This window comes from Cumulibacter manganitolerans, assembly GCF_009602465.1.
GTDB classification, from domain to species: Bacteria; Actinomycetota; Actinomycetes; order Mycobacteriales; family Antricoccaceae; genus Cumulibacter; species Cumulibacter manganitolerans.
The window spans coordinates 1-4,248 of sequence record NZ_WBKP01000097.1; the positions used below are offsets into that span (position 1 = coordinate 1).

4 protein-coding genes are annotated in these 4,248 nt (G+C 71.9%); 3 read left to right on the top strand and 1 reads right to left on the bottom strand.

Annotated features, from left to right (window positions below):
* Window positions 1-204: 204 nt before the first annotated feature.
* The 3 genes from infB to F8A92_RS18095 all read left to right on the top strand — a co-directional run bounded on the left by infB (window position 205) and on the right by F8A92_RS18095 (window position 3,633).
* Window positions 205-2,043, top strand: coding sequence for a translation initiation factor IF-2 (gene infB / locus F8A92_RS18085; RefSeq protein WP_228389568.1), 1,839 nt, complete (start codon window positions 205-207; stop codon window positions 2,041-2,043).
* Between the two features lie 112 nt (window positions 2,044-2,155).
* A complete protein-coding gene (gene rbfA / locus F8A92_RS18090; RefSeq protein ID WP_153506577.1) occupies window positions 2,156-2,593 on the top strand; it encodes a 30S ribosome-binding factor RbfA in 438 nt (145 codons plus the stop codon).
* Entirely contained in the window at window positions 2,590-3,633 is a 1,044-nt protein-coding gene (locus F8A92_RS18095) for a TRM11 family SAM-dependent methyltransferase (protein ID WP_153506578.1), read from the top strand. The genes rbfA and F8A92_RS18095 overlap by 4 nt, the downstream gene beginning before the upstream one ends.
* Here the strand turns inward: F8A92_RS18095 and F8A92_RS18755 are convergent.
* Window positions 3,630-4,248, bottom strand: a 619-nt coding sequence (locus F8A92_RS18755; protein WP_228389569.1) for a hypothetical protein, incomplete at its 5' end; no start/stop codon positions are given. The two genes, F8A92_RS18095 and F8A92_RS18755, sit on opposite strands and share 4 nt — an antisense overlap.

Consider the following 4,248-nt stretch of genomic DNA (forward strand, 5'->3'; position numbering starts at 1 on the left):
GGTCGCGCTCGATCGCGGCCGCGAGCAGCCCCGCGAGATCCTGCGCCATCAGTTGATGCAGCCTTCGTCGGCGGCGGCGGTCGCCCCGGTGGTGGCGGTCGCGGTCGCGGCGGTGGCACGGCCGGCGCGTTCGGCCGCCCGGGCTCTCGCGGCCCGGTCCGTGGACGCAAGAGCAAGAAGCAGCGCAGACAAGAGTTCGACCAGATGGACGCGCCGACGATCGGCGGCGTCCAGCTGCCCCGCGGCGACGGGTCGACGATCCGGATGCCGCGTGGCGCCTCGCTGACCGACCTCGCCGAGAAGATCAACGCCTCACCGGCGTCGCTGGTGACCGCGCTGTTCCACCTCGGAGAGATGGTCACCGCGACCCAGTCCGTCAACGACGAGACCCTCGAGCTGCTCGGTGCCGAGCTGAACTTCAAGATCGAGGTCGTCTCGCCGGAGGACGAGGATCGCGAGCTGCTCGACGACTTCGACATCACGTTCGGCCAGGACGCCGACAGCGACAACCTCGTCGCGCGTCCGCCCGTCGTCACGGTCATGGGTCACGTCGACCACGGCAAGACCAAGCTGCTGGACGCGCTGCGCAAGGCGGACGTCGCCGGCGGCGAGTCCGGCGGCATCACGCAGCACATCGGCGCCTACCAGGTGCAGACCGAGCACGAGGGCCAGCCGAGGGCGATCACGTTCATCGACACCCCGGGCCACGAGGCGTTCACCGCCATGCGTGCCCGTGGCGCGAAGACCACCGACATCGTCATCCTCGTCGTCGCCGCAGACGACGGCGTGATGCCGCAGACGGTGGAGGCGATCAACCACGCGCAGGCCGCCGACGTCCCGATCGTGGTGGCGGTGAACAAGATCGACAAGGAGGGGGCCAACCCCGACAAGATCCGTTCACAGCTCACCGAGTACAACCTGGTCTCCGAGGACTACGGCGGCGACACCATGTTCGTCAACATCTCGGCGCTGAAGCGTCAGGGTCTCGACGAGCTGCTCGAGGCGGTGCTGCTCACCGCCGACGCGTCGCTGGAGCTGACGGCAGACCCGGACATGGAGGCGCAGGGTGTCGCGATCGAGGCGCACCTCGACCGCGGCCGCGGCTCGGTGGCGACCGTCATCGTCCAGCGCGGAACGCTGCACGTCGGCGACTCGATCGTGGCCGGCGACGCGCACGGCCGCGTCCGCGCGATGATCGACGACCAGGGCGAGAACGTGCAGGAGGCGGGGCCGTCGATGCCGGTCCAGGTCTTCGGCTTCACGTCCGTCCCCGGCGCCGGCGACACCTTCCTGGTCGTCGACGAGGACCGGGTGGCGCGGCAGATCGCCGAACGCCGGCAGGCCCGCGAGCGCAACGCCCAGCTGGCCAAGTCGCGCCGGCGGGTCTCGCTCGAGGACCTCAACAAGGCCCTCGCCGAGGGCAAGGTCGAGAGCCTGAACCTGATCCTCAAGGGCGACAACTCCGGCACCGTCGAGGCGCTCGAGGACTCGCTGCTGAAGATCGAGGTCGGTGACGAGGTGTCGCTGCGGATCATCCACCGCGGTGTCGGCGCGATCACCGAGTCGGACATCGACCTGGCGACGGCGTCCGACGCGGTCGTGCTCGGGTTCAACGTGCGTACCCAGGGCAAGGCGACCGAGCGGGCCAACCGCGAGGGTGTCGATGTGCGGTTCTACTCGATCATCTACCAGGCGATCGAGGACATCGAGAACGCGCTCAAGGGCATGCTGAAGCCGGAGTTCGAGGAGATCGAGCTCGGCAAGGCGGAGATCCGCGCGATCTTCCGCTCCAGCAAGTTCGGCAACATCGCCGGCTGCATGGTCCAGGACGGTGTGATCCGGCGCAACGCGAAGGCGCGGCTGGTCCGCGACGGCGCGGTCGCTGCCGACAACCTCACCATCGCGTCGCTGCGCCGCGAGAAGGATGACGCCACCGAGGTCCGCGAGGGCTTCGAGTGCGGCATCAGCCTCGGGTCGTACAACGACATCAAGGAAGGCGACATCATCGAGACCTACGAGATGCGCGAGAAGCCGCGGGCCTGACCGCCCGCAGCACGACCTTGACCGGTGGCCGGCCAGCGACGCCGGGCGGCCACCGGCCTGTGCCGGGGGGCTCCGGCACAATCGATGAACCGACGTCCGCGAGGAGGACATCATGGCTGATGAGGGACGGGCCCGCCGGCTGGCGGTGCGCATCCGGGAGATCGTCGCCGACACGCTCGAGCGGCAGGTGAAGGACCCGCGACTGGGGATGGTGACCGTCACCGGCAGCAAGCTGACCTCCGACCTGCGCGAAGCGACCGTGTTCTACACCGTCTACGGCACCGACGAGGAGAAGGCCGCGTCCGCGGCCGCGCTGGAGTCGGCGAAGGGCGTGCTGCGCAGCACGGTCGGCAAGCGCACCGGCGTGAAGTTCACCCCGACGCTCGCCTTCGTCGCCGACGAGATCCCCGAGCACGCCGCGACGATCGACGACCTGCTGGCCAAGGCACGCGCGGCCGACACCGAGCTGGCCCGTTCGCGCGAGGGCAAGGGGTACGCCGGGGAGGCGGACCCGTACCGCCGCGACGACGAGGACGACGCCGAGGCGTGAGCGACTACGCCCTGCTGGTCGCGCCCTCGGTGAACCGGGTCTACGCCGCCGACGCCCCGCGGCTGCTCGCCGCCGAGCTCGACATCACGATGGCCGCGCTCGGCCTGGCCGGCGACGCCGTGCGGCTCGAGGCCATCGCGGGGCTGGACTACCTGCTCCTAAGCGGCATCGGCGACGAGGCGCGGCTGGCCGCGCTGGTCGCCTCCTCGTCGGCGGCGTACGCCTTGTTCGCGCGGGAGGGTGCCCTGCTCAGGCCGGTGGAGCTGCCGGCGACGGCGCGGTTCAGCGACGACCTGGTCACGATCCAGAAGTACACCGGGAAGACCAACGAGCAGCTGACCACGCTGCTGATGAACGTGACGCTGGCGGCCTCTGCGCGCCCGCAGCTGCTGACCGGTGGGCGCGCCAAGCTGCTGGATCCGGTGTGCGGCCGCGGCACCACCCTCAACCTGGCGCTGCGGCGCGGCTTCGACGGGTACGGCGTCGACGTCGACCGCAAGGACGTCGAGGCCTACTCGGTGTTCTTGAAGACCTGGGCGCGCACCCACCGGCTGCCGCACACGCACTCCTTCGCGCCCGTGCGGCGCCACAAGAAGACGATCGCGCAGCGGCTCGACGTCGAGCTGTTCACCGACCGCGCCGCGCAGAGGAGTGGGCACGGGCAGCGGGTCGCGGTGGCGGTCGCCGACACGACCGCGGTGACCGAGCTGTTCGCCGAGGGCACGATGGACGCCGTCGTCGGCGACCTGCCGTACGGCGTGGCGCACGGCGCGCACCGCGGGCACGACCTCGACCGGCGCGCCGACGACCTCGTCGCCGCCGCGATGCCGAGCTGGGCGCGGATGCTCAAGCCCGGCGGCGCGCTCGGCCTGTCGTTCAACACGAAGACCCTCGCCCGTGCCGACGTCGAGGACGCCTGCCGCCGGGTCGGGCTGCAGGTGGCGCCCTACGGCGACCGGTTCGCGCACCGGGTCGACGCGTCGATCGCCCGCGACCTCGTCGTCGCGTCGCGGCCGGCCGCCGGGTCCGCCGCGGCCTAGAGGCCGCGCGTCGGGGCCTTCGGCAGCGGCGTCCAATCGATCACCGGGTAGCGCCAGACCACCAGCGCGATGGCGGCGACCGCGATCACGATCGCGCCGGTCAGGGCCAGCGACGCCGTCGGCGACGGCGTGATGGCCCGTACCGCGCGGCGCGTCGACCGGCGGTGCGCCGTGCCGCCGGGGCCGATCCAGACCGCCACGACGGCGGCCGCCGCACCGAGGCCGACCGCCGCGTTGCCGTTGTAGGCGTGCCAGCCGAGATAGGCCGGGATCAGCTGCGCCGCCGCGTAGGCCGTGGCGGCGGCGATGCCCACCGGAAGGATCATCGTGACGAGAGTGCGCAGGGCCGCGGACGCGAACGCCCACGGGCTGGTGAGCAGCTGAACTGTGACGGCCCGCCGGCGGGTGCGGCTGGTCTCCTCGCGCCCGCGCAGCCCGGCGAGGAACCGGTCGACGGTGCGCGCGGTGGTGAGCAGCAGGAACAGCAGGATCGCGCCGGCGACCGGCATGGACATCGATGCGGCGACGACCAGCGCGGCGCAGGCGAGCACCGGCCCGGCCGTCGAGACGGGACGGCGGGCCGCGACCTCCCGCGACCGGGCGGCGCGGGGCGAG

Excerpts from the sequence above, each read along its gene's own strand:
- rbfA (WP_153506577.1), top strand. The coding sequence starts at position 2,156 with ATGGCTGATGAGGGACGGGCCCGCCGGCTGGCGGTGCGCATCCGGGAG.
- infB (WP_228389568.1), top strand. The coding sequence starts at position 205 with ATGGACGCGCCGACGATCGGCGGCGTCCAGCTGCCCCGCGGCGACGGG.